This window comes from Candidatus Pelagibacter bacterium nBUS_29 (assembly GCF_051200905.1).
GTDB lineage: Bacteria > Pseudomonadota > Alphaproteobacteria > Pelagibacterales > Pelagibacteraceae > Pelagibacter.
Genome location: NZ_CP172843.1, coordinates 620,384 through 636,823, shown reverse-complemented (window position 1 = coordinate 636,823; position 16,440 = coordinate 620,384). Strand labels below are relative to the sequence as shown.

At 29.4% G+C, this 16,440-nt stretch carries 15 protein-coding genes and 1 pseudogene; 14 read left to right on the top strand and 2 right to left on the bottom strand.

The window, feature by feature from the left end:
• The first annotated feature begins 4 nt into the window (after positions 1-4).
• The 10 genes and pseudogenes from ACIJYA_RS03465 to ACIJYA_RS03420 all read left to right on the top strand — a co-directional run bounded on the left by ACIJYA_RS03465 (position 5) and on the right by ACIJYA_RS03420 (position 8,717).
• The gene (locus ACIJYA_RS03465) at positions 5-748 is read left to right on the top strand and encodes a segregation and condensation protein A (protein ID WP_435089172.1); all 744 of its coding nucleotides are present in this window, start codon (positions 5-7) and stop codon (positions 746-748) included.
• A pseudogene (gene scpB, locus ACIJYA_RS03460) lies at positions 741-1,445 on the top strand (SMC-Scp complex subunit ScpB). Before ACIJYA_RS03465 ends, scpB begins: the two are co-directional and overlap by 8 nt.
• Positions 1,446-1,488: 43 nt before the next feature.
• Positions 1,489-1,689 carry a twin-arginine translocase TatA/TatE family subunit gene (tatA, locus tag ACIJYA_RS03455; RefSeq protein ID WP_435089171.1) on the top strand — a complete coding sequence of 67 codons (201 nt, stop codon included), beginning with the start codon at positions 1,489-1,491 and terminating at the stop codon, positions 1,687-1,689.
• Between the two features lie 5 nt (positions 1,690-1,694).
• The gene (gene tatB / locus ACIJYA_RS03450) at positions 1,695-1,910 is read left to right on the top strand and encodes a Sec-independent protein translocase protein TatB (RefSeq protein ID WP_435089170.1); all 216 of its coding nucleotides are present in this window, start codon (positions 1,695-1,697) and stop codon (positions 1,908-1,910) included.
• Complete coding sequence (tatC, locus tag ACIJYA_RS03445) at positions 1,903-2,673, top strand: twin-arginine translocase subunit TatC (protein WP_435089168.1); 771 nt, start codon at positions 1,903-1,905, stop codon at positions 2,671-2,673. The genes tatB and tatC overlap by 8 nt, the downstream gene beginning before the upstream one ends.
• On the top strand, positions 2,666-3,925 hold the full coding sequence (serS, locus tag ACIJYA_RS03440; RefSeq protein ID WP_435089167.1) for a serine--tRNA ligase: 1,260 nt from the start codon (positions 2,666-2,668) through the stop codon (positions 3,923-3,925). Before tatC ends, serS begins: the two co-directional genes overlap by 8 nt.
• Before the next feature lie 55 nt (positions 3,926-3,980).
• Positions 3,981-4,268: a preprotein translocase subunit YajC gene (yajC, locus tag ACIJYA_RS03435; RefSeq protein ID WP_435089166.1), complete on the top strand. Its 288-nt coding sequence runs from the start codon at positions 3,981-3,983 to the stop codon at positions 4,266-4,268.
• A gap of 14 nt (positions 4,269-4,282) precedes the next feature.
• Entirely contained in the window at positions 4,283-5,836 is a 1,554-nt protein-coding gene (gene secD, locus ACIJYA_RS03430; protein ID WP_435089163.1) for a protein translocase subunit SecD, read from the top strand.
• Positions 5,836-6,726 carry a protein translocase subunit SecF gene (secF, locus tag ACIJYA_RS03425; RefSeq protein WP_435089161.1) on the top strand — a complete coding sequence of 297 codons (891 nt, stop codon included), beginning with the start codon at positions 5,836-5,838 and terminating at the stop codon, positions 6,724-6,726. Before secD ends, secF begins: the two co-directional genes overlap by 1 nt.
• Before the next feature lie 29 nt (positions 6,727-6,755).
• Positions 6,756-8,717: an acetoacetate--CoA ligase gene (locus ACIJYA_RS03420; protein ID WP_435089159.1), complete on the top strand. Its 1,962-nt coding sequence runs from the start codon at positions 6,756-6,758 to the stop codon at positions 8,715-8,717.
• Between the two features lie 32 nt (positions 8,718-8,749).
• Here the strand turns inward: ACIJYA_RS03420 and ACIJYA_RS03415 are convergent, their stop codons facing one another.
• Entirely contained in the window at positions 8,750-9,352 is a 603-nt protein-coding gene (locus ACIJYA_RS03415; protein WP_435089157.1) for a urate hydroxylase PuuD, read from the bottom strand.
• Between the two features lie 55 nt (positions 9,353-9,407).
• A complete protein-coding gene (gene uvrA / locus ACIJYA_RS03410) occupies positions 9,408-12,260 on the bottom strand; it encodes an excinuclease ABC subunit UvrA (RefSeq protein WP_435089155.1) in 2,853 nt (950 codons plus the stop codon).
• 88 nt (positions 12,261-12,348) lie between these two features.
• Here uvrA and ssb point away from each other — a divergent pair, with 88 nt between their 5' ends.
• The 4 genes from ssb to ACIJYA_RS03390 are packed head-to-tail and all read left to right on the top strand — an operon-like array spanning position 12,349 to position 16,433.
• Entirely contained in the window at positions 12,349-12,801 is a 453-nt protein-coding gene (gene ssb / locus ACIJYA_RS03405; protein ID WP_435089152.1) for a single-stranded DNA-binding protein, read from the top strand.
• Between the two features lie 5 nt (positions 12,802-12,806).
• Positions 12,807-15,386 carry a DNA gyrase subunit A gene (gene gyrA, locus ACIJYA_RS03400; RefSeq protein ID WP_435089150.1) on the top strand — a complete coding sequence of 860 codons (2,580 nt, stop codon included), beginning with the start codon at positions 12,807-12,809 and terminating at the stop codon, positions 15,384-15,386.
• Complete coding sequence (gene coaD, locus ACIJYA_RS03395) at positions 15,386-15,880, top strand: pantetheine-phosphate adenylyltransferase (RefSeq protein WP_435089148.1); 495 nt, start codon at positions 15,386-15,388, stop codon at positions 15,878-15,880. The genes gyrA and coaD overlap by 1 nt, the downstream gene beginning before the upstream one ends.
• Positions 15,873-16,433 (top strand): peptidylprolyl isomerase, encoded by a 561-nt coding sequence (locus ACIJYA_RS03390; protein WP_435089146.1) that lies wholly within the window; start codon positions 15,873-15,875, stop codon positions 16,431-16,433. Before coaD ends, ACIJYA_RS03390 begins: the two co-directional genes overlap by 8 nt.
• Positions 16,434-16,440: the final 7 nt, after the last annotated feature.

Genomic DNA, 16,440 nt, shown 5'->3' with positions numbered 1-16,440 from the left:
GTATATGCCTGAGTCTGATTCTGTTTTATTTAATGTTGATATCAATAACTATAATGGCCCGTTAGATGTATTACTTGATCTTGCTAAAGCACAAAAAGTAGATTTAGAAGAAATTTCAATAACTAAATTAGCTGACCAATTTCACAACTATATTACAAACGAAAAAAATTTGAATTTAGAAATTGCGTCTGAATATTTGTTAATGGCCACATGGTTAGCTTATCTAAAATCAAAATTATTACTCCCAGGCACCCCTGAAGAGGAATTCAAAGTTCAAGAGGTTGCAGAAAAATTAAAATTACAACTTAAAAAATTGGAACTAATTAGATTGCTTTCTGAGCAAATGCTTAAAAGAAATCGATTGGGGAGAGAAATTAGAACTCGTGGTATTAAAGGCAATATAAGATCTATTTATAGTTCTGAATATAATGTAAGCTTATTTGAACTTTTAAAATCTTATTCATCAATAGTGATGACTAAAGACTTTCAGACCATGAGTATTCCTAAATTACCTGTATTTACTACTGAAGATGGCATTAAAACTATAAAACAATTTCTTGGCAAATTGATGGATTGGAAAAATTTAAATGACTTAATACCTAATAATTTTAAAAATGGTTCAAAATATAAAAAGACAGGCAAAGCGGGTATATTTGCTGGATCTTTAGAGTTAGTCAAAGAAGGCAATCTTTCGATAAAACAAGAAAACCTATTTGATGATATCTATGTAAGGGAAATTAATGATTAAAAAAGAAAAAATATCTAAAGATAACATAGTTAAATTTCCATCAAAACTTACAGATCTTGAAAAAGAAATTGAAGCTGTAATTTTTGCGGCTGCTGAGCCTCTTGATGTTGACACAATAGAAACTAAAATTTCAAAAAAAGCAAATGTTGCTAAATCGTTAGAAAAATTACAGTATGAATATTCAAGCCGGGGTATAAATTTGGTTTGTATAAAAGATAAATGGTCTTTTAGAACGTCACCAAAACTTTCAAATTTAATGACTTAAGAAAAAACTGTTGAAAAAAAATTATCGCGCGCTGCTATTGAGACCTTAGCCATTATTGTTTATCATCAACCTGTCACTCGTGCAGAAATTGAAGAAATACGTGGTGTTGCATTTGGGACAAATACTTTAGAAATATTAATGGAATTAGATTGGGTTAAACCAGGAGGCCGTAAAGATGTTCCAGGCAAACCTATTCAATACTTAACAACAGATGGCTTTTTAAGTCATTTCAATTTACAAAAATTATCAGATCTTCCAACAGTTGATGAATTAGGTGCCGCTGGTTTAATTGATAGTGCAAGTGTTGATAATGCAATTTTTGGCTCGAGTAAATTTTTTAAAGAAAAACAAGATGAAAAGAAAGAAGATATCTACTCAAATATTGATGAGATGTTAAATAGCACTCTTGATGAAGAGGAAAAAGATACATAAAAAAGTCACTTTTAAATCAACCATAAAAAGGTTATAAGTTTTTATGAGTATAGGAATTTGGCAAATAGCAATTGTTGTAATATTAGTTGTCTTATTATTTGGACGTGGAAAAATATCTAGTTTAATGGGTGATGTTGCTAAAGGTATTAAAAGTTTCAAAAAAGGAATGGCGTCAGATGTTACTGACGATAGTGAGCCAAAAAATATTTCCGACGAAAATAAAGACTCAAATAATAAAGATTAAAATACATGCCTACTATTGGTTGGTTTGAAATTTTAATTGTAGTAGCTATTGCTATTGTTGTTCTTGGTCCAAAAGACTTTCCTTTAATGTTGAAAAAAGCTGGTTCTTGGATTGGTACAGCCAAAAGATACATCAATGATATTCAAAATGAAGTTTCAAATATTGATATTGAAGATGAAAAAATTGATAAAGTAGAAAAAGATAATAAAAAAGATGAATAACGAAGAAAATGAAGGTGGCTTCATAAGTCATTTAACTGAACTAAGAAAAAGACTAATTCATAGTTTTTTGTTTTTGTTTATTTTTTTTATTGGATGTTATTTTTTTGCTGAAACCATATATGGGTTCTTGGTTGATCCCTTCGCTAAGGCTGTTAAAGATGATGGATCTGAAAGAAGATTAATCTTTACAGCGTTACAAGAAACGTTCTTAACCTATCTAAAGGTTTCTTTCTTCACAGCTTTTTTTGTTACTTGTCCATTTATTCTTATGCAAATCTGGAAATTTATAGCTCCTGGTTTGTACAAACATGAAAAAATAGCAATTATGCCTTACTTAATTTTAACACCAATATTATTTCTTCTAGGGGGAATGTTGGTTTATTATTTAATTATGCCTCTTGCGATTAAATTTTTCTTATCGTTTGAAAGTACTGGTCTATCAACAAGTTTACCCATACAGCTTGAAGCCAAAGTAAATGAATATTTATCTCTTGTAATGAAACTTATTTTTGCTTTTGGATTAAGTTTTCAATTACCTGTGGTACTTAGCTTGTTAGCAAGAGTAGGTGTTGTGGATAGTCAGTTCTTAAAAGATAGACGAAAATATGTTGTGGTTATAATTTTTGCAGCTGCTGCTTTGTTAACACCGCCCGACCCAATTACTCAAATCGGGTTGGCCATTCCATTATTAATTTTATATGAATTATCTATATTTTCTGTAAAATTTATAGAAAACAAAAATTTAAAAAATACTGATGCATAATATTAAAGAAATTCGAAAAGACTTTAGTTTCTTTAAAAAGTCTTTGGAAAAAAGATCTTTAAATATTGATTTTAAGAATTTACAAAAATTGGATGAACAAAATAGAGATTTAATTCAACAAAAAGAAACTCTTGAAAAAGAAAAAAAAGATATATCAAAATCTAAAGATGAGTCTTTGTTCAAACGATCAAAAGAAATTTCTTCTGATTTAGAGAAGGTTTCTGATAATCAAAAAAAAATTAAAATTGAATTAGAAAATATACTATCAAATATCCCAAACATACCTCATCCCGATGTTCCTAATGGTAAAGATGAAAATGATAATATTGAAATTTCAAAATCAGGTAAAATACCTCAATTCGATTTTAATCCTAAATCGCACTACGAGCTAGGTGAAAAATTAAAAATGCTTGATTTTGATCTTGCAACAAAAACTACAGGTTCAAGATTTGTTTTTGTCAAAAGCCAGTTAGCTTTATTGGAAAGAGCATTATCAAATTTTATGCTTGATACTCATGTAAATCAAAATCACTATCAAGAAATTTCACCACCATTAATTGCTTCTGATAATACAATGTTTGGTACAGGGCAACTCCCAAAATTTGAAAATGATCAGTTTGAAATTAAATTTGACGGAGTGTCTGACAGAAAATTTTTGATACCCACAGCTGAAGTAATATTAACAAATATGGTTAAAGATAAAATTGTTGATCGTAAGGATCTGCCCATAAGATTGGTTGCGTCAACTCCTTGTTTCAGAAAAGAAGCTGGTAGTTATGGTAAAGACACTAAAGGTATGATCAGGCAGCATCAATTTTATAAAGTTGAAATGGTTAGTATTGTTGAAAAAGAAAAATGCTCAGAAGAGCTAGAAAGAATGACTAACTGTGCAACTGATATATTGGATAAATTAGAATTACCTTACAGAAAGATTATTTTATGCTCAGGAGACATGGGTTTTAGTGCTGAAAAAACTTATGATATAGAGGTTTGGCTTCCCTCAGAAAATAAATATCGAGAAATTTCTTCTTGTTCGTCATGCTCAACATTTCAGGGTCAAAGAATGAAAACCAGATATAAAACTGAAAATAAAGAAACCCACTACGTCGGCACCCTTAATGGAAGTGGACTAGCTGTTGGTAGAACATTGATAGCTGTTTTAGAAAATTATCAACGAAAAGATGGTTCAATTATTGTACCAAAAGTCTTAAGATCTTATATGAACGATTTAGAAAGTATTTCATTCAATTAAAGTTGTTTTCACAATTAAGATAGTATAATAATTCATCTAATTTATAAGGAGATTTATGGAAGGTTCAGGAATAGGACAATTTATACCGTTAATTTTAATTTTTGTTATTTTTTATTTTTTCTTAATAAGACCTCAGCAAAAAAAGGTTAAAGAACATAAGGCAATGGTTGAAGGTTTAAAAAGAGGTGACAAAGTTATTACTTCTGGAGGTATTACTGGTACCGTTGAAAGATTAATTGATAACGATAAAGTCGAAGTTGAAATAGCTGACAATGTTAAAGTTGAAATTGTGAAAGCAACAGGCATTCAAGGTCTTTTAAATACTCAAGAAGTTAAGAAATAATAAATTAAAGTAAAGTGCTTTATTTTTCAAAGTTAAGAATCTTATTTATAACTCTATTTTCATTATTATTTATTGTTATAGCTTCATCAAATTTAATTAAAGTTGATGACAATTTTTTTAGTAAAAAGATTAATTTAGGTTTAGACTTGCAAGGTGGCTCGTATCTATTGCTTGAAATTGATAACGCACCAGTTATTGAGCAAAAACTTCAAAATTTAACCACAACAATTAGAAATTATTTTAAAGATCAAAATATAAAGATTAATAATATTAAAATTGAAGATGAAAAAATATTTTTTAATACTGATGATCAGAGCAAACAATTAATAATTGATGTTTTTACTGATGAAAATAGTGATCTAAATCCTTATTATCCAAGATTCAAATCTCATCAATTAGAAATTGAAGATACAGGCACAAATATTCAAGTAAATTTTTCAAAACAAGGATTAATTTCTTTAAAAACCTCTTCTCAAGATCAAGCAATAGAAATTGTCAGAAGAAGAATTGATGAAGTAGGAACTAATGAGCCAAATATTTTGAAGAGAGGAAACAATCGTATTTTAGTTGAGCTCCCTGGTTTAGATGATCCTATGAGAGTAAAATCACTATTAGGAAAAACCGCTAACTTAACTTTTAGATTTGTTACTAGTAATGAAAACGATAGGTTTGGTGTTGAAAAATTAAAATATGAAGATGGAATTGAAGAAGCAACTGTAAGTAAACGTATCATAATTAGTGGTGATAATCTTTTAGATGCACAGCCTCAAATGGATACACAAACAAACCAAACCATTGTTTCTTTTTCATTAGACAGGGTGGGTGCTAAAAGATTTGGTAAAGCAACTTCTACTGGTATTGGAAAACAGCTTGCCATAGTATTAGATGGTAAAATAATAAGTGCTCCAGTTATTAGAGACACTATTGCAAGTGGTTCAGGACAAATTAGTGGAGGATTTACATTCCAATCTGCAACAGATTTAGCACTTTTATTAAGATCTGGTGCATTGCCGGCTCCACTAGATATCATCGAAGAAAGAACCGTTGGGCCAGATTTAGGTCAGGATTCAATTAATGCAGGAATGATTGCTTTAGCTTTAGGTTTTCTATTGGTTATAATGTTTATGTTTGTTAAATACAAAGTTTTTGGTTTAATCACTAACGTAACATTAATCATTAATTTATTTATTTTGTTAGGAATTTTAACTTTATTTGAAGCCACATTAACACTACCAGGTATCGCAGGAATAATTTTAACAGTTGGTATGGCTGTTGATGCAAATGTTTTAATTTTTGAGAGAATTAAAGAAGAATTAAAAGATGAAAAGAATAATATTGTAGCATTTGATAGTGGCTATACTAAATCCCGAACAGCAATTATTGATGCTAACATCACAACTTTATTAGCAGCAATTATACTTTTTTTTATGGGGTCGGGTCCAATAAAAGGTTTTTCAGTTACACTTGGTGTAGGAATTTTTACCACACTATTTTCAGTTTATTTTATTGCAAGACTTTTCACTAGCCTCTATGTGTCCAAAAATAGAAATAAGGAAAAATTAATTTAATGATTGCTTTTAACAAATATTATAATCATTTTAATTACATATCTGTTCTATTGATTACTTGTTCGCTAGCTCTATTATTTTTTAAAGGACTTAATTTTGGAATTGATTTTAAAGGAGGCATACTAATTGAATTAAGATCAACAGATACAAAAATAAATGTTAGTTCACTTAGAGATAAATTTAGCCAAATGAATCTTGGAGATGTATCAGTTAAAAAATTCGGTAATGAATCTGATTATTTAGTAAAATTTGAAAATAAAGATAATAAGAAAGATATAATTGAAGAAATAAAAACTAACCTTGGCAAATCTTTTGGTAATAATTTTAATTTTAGAAGAGTTGAAAATGTTGGACCTAAAGTAAGTGCTGAGTTATTAAAATCTGGTGTAATTGCAATCTCTTTGTCCTTAGCGATAATGCTCTTTTATATTTGGATAAGATTTGAATGGCAATTTAGTCTTGGTGCAATATTAGCTTTATTTCATGATGTTATAGTTACTCTTGGTGTGTTCTCTTTGTTTAGTCTTGAAATTAATTTATCCATCATAGCTGCCGTCTTAACTATAGTGGGATATTCGATGAATGACACAGTTGTTATTTTTGATCGTGTAAGAGAAAATTTGAGAAAATATTCTGATATTAAAATTTTTGAGTTAACAAATATTTCAATTAATGAAACCTTATCTAGAACGATAATTACTTCAGTTACAACATTATTAGCTTTAATAGCCATTTATTTTTTTGGAGGTGAAATTTTAAAAGGATTTTCATTAGCAATGATTTTAGGCGTAGTTTTTGGAACTTATTCTTCAATTTATATTGCCAACACTGTTTTAGTTAGACTTAGAGTTTCTCAAAAAACTGTTTTGAGAGAGGATGATAATAGTTAAATTAGAACTATCTAAAGCAATATATTTGCATGAATAAAAAACTTTGGGAAGCTTCAAAAAAATTAAAAATAAATTCAAATTTATTTAAATTTGAGAAATTTATATCAAAAAGATTTAAAAAAAATTTTAATAAAAACTACGAAAAGTTTCATAGTTGGTCTGTAAAAAATTCACATAATTTTTGGAATAGTGTTTGGGATTATGCAAAAGTAAAAGGTGAGAAAAAATCAATCAAAGTAAAAAAATCTCCAAAATTTTATAAAAATATTTTTTTACCAAAATCAAAATTAAATTTTTCTGAAAATTTACTTTCTAAAAATAATAATGATAAAGCGATCACTTTTATTAGTGAAGGTGGATTTCGTGAAACAAAAAATTGGAGAGAATTAAATAAAAACGTAAAGAATGTTGGTGCTTTTTTAAAAAAAATAAATATCAAACCAAAAGATAGAGTAGTAGCGTATATGCCAAACACTTCAGAAACAGTTGAGGCTTTTTTAGCTACTGTAGCTATAGGGTCTATATGGTCATCATGCTCACCAGATTTTGGTGTAAATGGTGTTGTGGAAAGATTTTCACAAATAAAACCAAAAGTCTTATTTGTTACAAATGAGTATTTCTATAATGGAAAAAGGATTAATATTTTAGAAAGAATTCCCGACATCATTAAAAAGATACCAACGATAAAACATATAATTGTCTCAAATTATCCAGGTGAATCAGAAATTAAACAACTTCCAAAATACAAGTATATTAAAACCTATAATTGGAAAAATATTATCAAAGAAGACGAAATTGAATTAAAATTTTCAAAATTTGATTTTGAACATGAATTAGCAATTCTTTTTTCAAGTGGTACAACTGGAAAACCTAAATGTATATGTCATAAAACTGGTGGTGTATTATTACAACATTTAAAAGAACATCAGCTACATTGCGATATAAAAGAACACGATAATGTCTTTTATTTTACAACTTGTGGATGGATGATGTGGAATTGGTTAATTTCAGTTTTAGCCTCAAAAGCTTCAATTGTATTATTTGATGGTTCTCCAATGTACAAAAAAGAGGACCTTTTATTAAGAATAGCAAATAAAGAAAATATAACTTTACTAGGTGTTAGTGCAAAATATATTGATTCATTAAGAAAAACTAAAAAAGATTTTAAAAAATTATACAAATTACCTAAATTAAGAACTATTTGTTCAACTGGCTCTCCCTTATCTGAAGATAGTTTTAAATATGTTTACAAGAATATAAAAAAAAACATTCACCTCGCATCAATATCAGGTGGTACAGATATTGTATCTTGTTTTGTTCTAGGAAATTTATATCAACCTGTTTATTCTGGTGAAATACAAAACAAAGGTTTGGGAATGGATATTCGTGTCTTTAATGAAAAAGGTAAATCTGTTTTAAATGAAAAGGGAGAACTTGTCTGTGTTAATCCTTTCCCATCAATGCCTTTAAAGTTTTGGAATGATAAAAAAGATATAAAATTTAATAACGCATATTTCAATAAATTTAAAAATATTTGGCATCATGGCGATTATGCAAAAATAACTAATAAAAAAGGTTTTAAAATTGTTGGTCGTTCAGATACAACTTTAAATCCTGGTGGTGTTCGTCTTGGAACAGCTGAAATTTATTCTGAAATTGAAAGATTTAATGAAATTAAGGAATCTCTTGTTGTCGGTCAGTCATGGGATAATGATATTAGAATTGTTTTATTTGTAATTTTAAATTCAAATTATGAACTTAGTGAAGATTTATTAAAAAGAATAAAATTGCAAATTAGAAAAAACGCATCTCCAAGACATGTTCCTCATAAAATAATAAAAGTAAATGACATCCCCAGAACTAAAAGTGGTAAAATTGTTGAATTAGCTGTAAAAAATATTATTGAAGGTAATAAAATTAAAAACAAAGAAGCCTTAGCAAACGCACATGTTTTAGATGAGTTTACCAATATAAAAGAACTACAGTATTAACTTAAGCAAAGCTAAATTAAAAATAAAAAAAACTAGTAAAGATTTTGCGCTGCTACCATTGAAAGCAACATTGGTAGAGAAAGTAAAGTGTTTGTTCTTGAGAACAACATCGCTGTTTTCGCTGATTTAACTTTTAATTCTGGTTCACAATCAACTATACCTAAGGCTCTTTTTTGATTAGGCCATATTACAAACCACACATTAAAAGCCATTATTACTCCCAGCCACATACCTATGCCAATAGCAGTGTGTTTTGGAATTCCAGAGCCGATGCTTAGTGTCATCGCATCATGTAAATAACCATTAAGTAAAGCTAAAACCAATCCAGATAGCACGGTTAATGCTGCTGCCCATCTAAAATAAAATAGAGCTGCAGGAGCTATAACTTTACCAATCGCTGGTTTTTGATCATCTGGAATCTTTCCCATGTTTGGAATTTGAACAAAATTGAAATACCATAGTAAACCAATCCACATAATTGCAACAATTACATGTATATATCTAAACAACCAACTCCAGAACAATGTATCGAATGCAAATCCACCATTTAAATAAAATAAACCAATAAACAGCAATATTGCTAATGCTAGGGATGCATGGATTGTTTTAGAAAGTGATGACAATAAGTTACTCATGATTCGTAGTATTTATACACTAATTTTTCAAAAATTTTAACAATCTTTTAATATATTATTTTAATAATGGTTTTAAAAATTGACCAGTGTAACTACCTGGGATTTTACAAATTTCCTCAGGTTTACCTTCTGCAATAATGTTGCCACCCTTAACACCACCCTCAGGCCCCATGTCGACTATATAATCTGCAGTTTTTATGACGTCTAAATTGTGCTCAATAACTACGACAGTGTTACCTAGTTTTACAAATGTATGAAGTATTTCTAAAAGTTTTTTTATATCATGCTGATGAAGTCCAGTAGTTGGTTCATCCAATATATACATGGTTCGACCAGTAGATCTTTTAGAAAGTTCTTTTGCTAGTTTTATTCTTTGAGCTTCACCACCTGAAAGTGTTGTGGCTTGTTGACCAATTTTTATATAACCTAAACCTACTTTTTTAAGTGTTAAAAGTTTTGTTTTAATATTCGATATATTTTCAAAATATTCACAACCTTCATCTACCGACATATTTAAAACGTCTGCAATGCTTTTATCTTTAAACTTAATTTCTAATGTCTCTCTATTGTATCTAGTACCTTTGCATTCATCACATTGAATATACACATCAGGTAAAAAATGCATTTCATATGTTATAACACCATCTCCCTCACAAGCCTCACATCTTCCACCTTTAACATTAAAAGAAAATCTTCCAGGTTTATAACCTCTAGTTTTAGACTTAGGCAAACTAGTAAACCAATCTCTAATTGGACCAAACGCACCAGTATAAGTTGCTGGGTTTGATCTAGGAGTTCTTCCAATCGGTGATTGATCTATGTCTATAATCTTATCTATTAACTCAACACCTTTATAACTTTTGAAAGCTTTTGGCGCCTTTCTAGCTTTATTATTTAGGGTTAAATTTAAAGCATGATATAGAGTTTGTAATATTAAGGTTGATTTACCACTTCCAGAAACACCTGTTATACAAGTGAAACTTCCTGTTGGTATTTTAAGGTTTACATTATTTAAATTGTTTCCTGTGGCACCATTAATTTCTACAAATCTTCCATTTTTTGCTAATCGACGAGTTTTAGGAATTTCAATTATTTTTTTATTGGATAAATATTGTCCAGTAATACTGTTTTTATCTTTTTTTATTTCTTCGAATGTTCCTTGTGATGTGACTTGTCCACCGTTAGTCCCAGCTTCTGGCCCCATATCAATAATATGGTCTGCATTTTCCATTGTCTCTGTATCGTGCTCTACAACAATTACGGTATTGCCTAAATCTCTTAACCTTTTAAGAGCATTAATTAGTTTAACATTATCTTTTTGGTGCAATCCTATTGAAGGCTCGTCAAGAACATACAAAACACCTGTAAGTCCCGATCCAATTTGTGAAGCCAACCTTATTCTTTGAGCTTCACCACCTGAAAGTGTCCCAGACTCTCTTGATAATGTAAGATAATCTAAGCCAACATTGAGTAAAAAGTTTAGTCTTTCATTGATTTCTTTCAAGACATGTTCCGCAATTTTAAATTGTCGCTTATCTAAATTTTTTTCTAAATCATTAAACCATTGAGACGCATCAAGGATTGATTTTTTTGTAACTTCACTGATGTTGTGATTGTCAATTTTTACACATAGAGCTTCTTCTTTAAGTCTGTTTCCATTGCAGCCTTCACAAGCAGAATCTGATTGATATTCTGCTATAGCTTCTCTTTTCCACTCACTATCAGATTCTAAAAATCTTCTCTCCAGATTGTTAATTACACCTTCAAATGTTTTTTTATGCGAATATTTTTCATAACCATCATCATAATTAAACTTAATTTCTTCTTCATCAGATCCATACAAAATTACATCTTTAATTTTTTTTGGTAATTTTTTCCATTTATCATCAAGTGAAAAACCATAATGTTTAGCAATTGATGCTAATGTTTGAGCATAATATAATGTTGTAGATTTTGCCCATGGCTCAATCGCACCATCTGCAATACTTTTTCTTTCGTCTGGAATAACTAAATTTGGATCAACATTTAATTTAATTCCAATACCCTCACATTCTTCACAAGCTCCATAAGGACTATTGAATGAAAAAAGTCTTGGCTCTATCTCTTCAATAGTAAAGCCACTTTCTGGACAAGCAAATTTTGTTGAATAAATAAGTTTTTCTGTTTTTCTAAATTTTTGTGGAAGTGTTTCATCTTCATATTCAACAAATACTAATCCATTAGATAAATTTACTGCTGTCTCAATGCTCTCTGCCAATCTATTGCCTAGTTTTGAATTTAATACAATTCTATCAACTAAAACTGAAATATCATGTTTAAGTTTTTTATCTAAATTAGGTGATTTTTCTATATCATATAAAACATTATCAATTTTAATTTTTCTAAATCCTCTTCTTTTGTAACTTAAAATATCTTTTTTATATTCTCCTTTACGACCCCTAACTACTGGAGCGTAAATATATATAGTAGATTTTTTTGGTAGTTTTTTTACTAAATCTACAATTTGAGTTATTGTTTGTGATGTAATTGGTTTACCAGTAAACGGTGAGTAGGGAATACCTGCTCTGGCAAATAAAACTCTCATATAGTCATAAATTTCTGTAACTGTAGCAACAGTTGATCTCGGATTTTTAGACGTGTTTTTTTGTTCGATAGCTATTGCAGGACTTAAGCCCTCTATAAGATCTACATTAGGCTTTTTCATTTTATCTAAGAATTGTCTTGCATAAGCAGACAAACTTTCCACATATCTTCTTTGACCTTCTGCATAAATAGTATCAAAAGCTAGTGAGGATTTTCCTGACCCTGATAGACCTGTTATTACAACAAATTGATCTTTAGGTATTTCAACAGAAACATTCTTTAAATTATGTTCTTTGGCACCCTTAATAACTATCTTTTTGATCATATTTTTTGTTGCTTTGAGTTAATAAAATTAATAATGAGAAGAATTGTGATATAGTTCTTATTAATTAATTTAACAAATATTAAATATTATGGCTGGAAGTTTAAATAAAGTATTATTAATTGGTCGTTTGGGCGCAGACCCTGAGATCAAACAAATGGTTAATGGCAAAAGTGTTGCGAGAATTAGCTTAGCTACAAGTCAATCGTGGAAAGATAAAAATACAGGTGAAAAAAAAGAAAAAACTGAATGGCACCGTATAGTTGTATTTAACGAAGGCCTTGTAAATGTTATTCAACAATATTTAAAAAAAGGTGCTCAGATCTATGTAGAAGGTCAACTAACTACAAGAAAATGGAAAGATGAGCAGTCTGGACAAGATAAATATTCAACTGAAATTGTTCTTCAAGGGTACAACACTACACTAACAATGCTTGGAGGTGGAAATACTGGTGGTGGAATTCAAAATGATACTTCTCAACAAAATAATATTGAGGATTCTTCACAGGTATCAAATGATATGGATGACGAAATCCCATTTTAGTATCTATGCAAAAAACTGAAGCTCCAAAAGACAATAATATTAAATTAATCTCAATGCATGATGAGATGAGCTCGTCTTATCTTTCTTATGCAATGAGTGTAATTGTCAGTAGGGCTTTACCTGATGTAAGAGATGGATTAAAACCTGTTCACAGAAGAATTTTATATGCAATGTATAAAGGTGGATATGATTGGTCAAAACAATTTAGAAAATCTGCAAGAATAGTAGGGGATGTAATTGGTAAATATCACCCTCATGGTGACCAGTCAGTATATGATGCTCTCGTAAGAATGGTTCAGGATTTTTCAATGAGCTTACCTTTGGTTCAAGGTCAGGGTAACTTTGGATCAATTGACGGAGATCCTGCTGCTGCTATGAGGTACACTGAAACAAGACTTTCAAAAGTTTCACAGTTTTTAATTGATGATATTGAAAAAGATACAGTCTCATACAAAAGTAATTATGATGAAACTGAAAAAGAGCCAACTGTTTTACCTGCACAGTACCCAAACCTTTTGGTCAACGGCGCAGGTGGTATTGCTGTAGGTATGGCAACAAGTATTCCTCCGCACAATTTAGGTGAAATAATAAATGGAACATTAGCTTTGATTGACAATAAAGATATTAAAGTTAAGGAATTAATGAAACATATCCCTGGACCTGATTTTCCAACAGGAGGTGTTATAATTGGTAAAGATATCATTAAACAAGGATATAATAATGGAAGAGGTTCATTTAAGATTAGAGGTGAAGTAGCTTCTGAAACTTTAAAAAATGGTAGAGATAGATTGGTTATCACATCAATTCCCTATCAAGTTAACAAGTCTGTATTAAATGAAAGAATTGCTCAACTCGTTAGAGAGAAAAAAATTGAAGGTATTAAAGATATTAGAGATGAGTCTAATAGAGAAGGTATCAGGGTTGCAATAGATTTAAGAAATGGTGTTGAGCCCGAAACGATTAAAAGACAACTTTATAAAAATACTCAAATCGAGAGTTCATTTGGGTTTAATACTTTAGCAATTGTTGATGGAAAACCTAAAACTTGTAATTTAAAAGATTTTTTAACGAACTTTTTATCTTTTAGAGAAGACGTTGTTATTAAAAAAACAAAATTTGATCTTCAGAAAGCAGAGGAAAGAGCACATATTTTATTAGGTTTATCTGTATCTGTAGAAAATTTAGATAAGATTATTAAGATTATACGTTCATCTAAAACCCCAGATGACGCCAAACAATCTATCTTAAAAACAAAGTGGAAAATAAACAAAACTCAAAAACTAATTTCTTTGGTTGAAGGTAAAAAAAGTAAAAATATCTACTCATTATCGGAACCCCAAGTGACAGCTATTTTAGAATTAAGATTACAAAAACTTACAGCCCTTGGAATAAATGAAATAGAAGTTGAGATAAAAAAACTAGCTGAGTTAATAGCTAAATACAAAAAAATTATATCTTCAAAAAAAGAACTCTTAAAAGTGATTAGTGAGGAGCTTAAGAATATTAAAGAAAAATTTGCAGTTCCAAGAAGAACTAAAATTATAGATGCTGTGTTAAATTATGATATTGAGGAAACTATTCAAAAACAGTCTGTAATCATTACTGTTACACTACAGGGTTATATAAAAAGAGGATCATTGGATGGAGTTAAACAACAAAAAAGAGGTGGTAAAGGTAAATCTGGTATTACTACAAGAGATCAAGATTTTGTTATCCAGACATTATCAGTTAACACACATACATCAGTCCTTTTCTTTTCTACTGAAGGACTAGTTTATAAAGTTAAGGCATGGAAAATTCCTGAGGGTTCCACAACCTCAAAAGGTAAATCATTGTTTAATATTTTACCTTTAAAAAACCACCAATCTATCAGTTCTATAATGCCAATGCCAGAAAATGAGACTGAGTCTAAAAATTACCAAATAATTTTTGCTACAGCACAAGGGAAAGTTAGGAAAAATAGTTTGGAAGATTTTTCATCAATTAATGCGTCAGGAAAAATTGCAATGAAACTTGACAATAATGATAAAATTGTAGGAGTTAAAATTTGTCAAGATGATCAAGATGTTATTTTAAGTACAAAGTTTGGTAAATGTATAAGATTTGAAGCAAAGAAATTAAGAGTATTTAAAGGAAGATCATCTAAAGGTATTAAGGGTATAGAGCTTGCCTCAAATGACCAGATTGTATCTCTGTCAGTTATTAATAACGATAAAACAAAAAAAAATGGCAAAAAATCTAAAGATGAAAAATCTGAGATCAAAGCTAAAGAAAAATTTGTCTTATCAATAAGTGAGAATGGATATGGAAAAAGAACTTCTCATATAGATTATAGAGTTACTAATAGAGGTGGCAAAGGTATAATTGGAATTGTAAATTCACCAAGAAATGGAAATATTACATCATCATTCCCAGTTTTTGAAGGTGACGAAATACTTATTTCTACAAATAAAGGAAGAGTAATAAGAGTTGCTGTTAAAGAAATTAGAACAGCAGGTAGAAATACTCAAGGAGTAAGAATTATAAAATTATCAGGTGAAGAAAAAGTGGTATCTGCAATTAAAATTGATGATAATCTAATTTAATGAACAAGACAGCTATTTACCCAGGTACATTTGACCCAATTACATACGGACATATAGATGTAATTAAAAAAGCATTAAAACTGTTTGATAAAATTGTCGTTGGAGTTTCTAATGTTAGTAATAAAAACTATCTATTTAATTCTGAGGAGCGAATAGATATCGTTAATAAAGCTTTATTCATTGATTTAAAACTAAATAGAAAAAAAATATCAGTAGTTTCATTCAGCTCTCTTACAACTGATTTGTGTAAAAAATATAGATCTAATATAATTCTACGTGGCTTAAGAGCGGTCTCGGATTTTGAATATGAATTTCAATTAGCTGGTATGAATAGAAAACTTAATAATAATATTGAAACAATTTTTTTAATGTCTGATGTAGAAAATCAAATAATCTCATCAAGATTTGTAAAAGAAATTGTAAAATTAAATGGTGATATTAAAAAATTTACTACCAAAAGTACAATTAAGTCTTTAAAAGAAAAATATGAATAGAATTTTAACAAATATATTTATTTTATTTTTTTTATTTACCAATCAATCAATAGCGCAGGAGAATATAATGATTTTAAAATTAAAAGATGGAGATGTGAAAATTGAGTTATTTGAAGATGTAGCTCCCAATCATGTTAAAAGAATTAAAGAATTAGCTGACGGAGGACAATACGATAATGTTGTTTTTCATAGAGTTATAGACGGGTTTATGGCTCAAACAGGTGATGTAAAGTTTGGGAAATCAGATTCAAATGATTTTGATTTAAGAAGAGCTGGAATGGGTGGTTCTGATTTACCTGATTTAAAACAAGAATTTAGTAGTGTACCACACGATAGAGGAACATTATCTATGGCAAGATCTTCCGATCCTGATAGTGCAAATAGTCAATTCTTTATATGTTTTAAACCTGCACCGTTCCTTGATAGACAATATACAGTTTTTGGAAAAGTATTAGAGGGTATGGATTTAGTGGATAAAATTAAAAGAGGTGATGAGAGTAATAACGGTTCTGTATCAGATCCGGATAAGATTATAAGTTTTAAATCATTATAATTTTTTT